The organism is Actinospica durhamensis (assembly GCF_018139695.1).
Classification (GTDB): Bacteria; Actinomycetota; Actinomycetes; order Streptomycetales; family Catenulisporaceae; genus Actinospica; species Actinospica durhamensis.
Genome location: NZ_JAGSOG010000824.1, coordinates 1 through 411, shown reverse-complemented (window position 1 = coordinate 411; position 411 = coordinate 1). Strand labels below are relative to the sequence as shown.

1 protein-coding gene is annotated in these 411 nt (G+C 65.5%); it reads left to right on the top strand.

The genetic code is table 11. The features are described 5' to 3' along the window. Positions 1-127: 127 nt before the first annotated feature. Positions 128-411 (top strand): plastocyanin/azurin family copper-binding protein (locus KDL01_RS42400; RefSeq protein WP_368861762.1); only part of this gene is annotated, 284 nt, incomplete at its 3' end.

Below are 411 nucleotides of genomic sequence, written 5' to 3'. Positions count from 1 at the left end.
GCATCGGCTGAGCATGCCATTGCGATGAGTGCGCGGGAAACCCTGGAGCTGGCATGCGACAGACGGTCGCAGACGGCGCCGCAGGGGGCTGCCTAGAATGGCGCTTGAATCCGCAGGAGATGCAATGATGAAGGCTTGGAGGGTGGCAGTGGGACTGGGTGCGCTGATGCTGGCGCCGTCGGCGATGGCGCGGGTGTGTGCGGTGAGCATCGACAGCACCGACCAGATGAGCTTCAGCAGCCGCGAGATCAAGGTTGCCGCTGATTGCACCGCCGTGGACCTGACTCTGCGCCATACCGGCAAGCTGGCGGTCACCGCGATGGGCCACAACTGGGTGCTCACCCGCAGCGCTGATTACCAGCCGGTGGCGATGGCGGGCATGCGCATGACCCTGGCTGACAGCTACCTGCC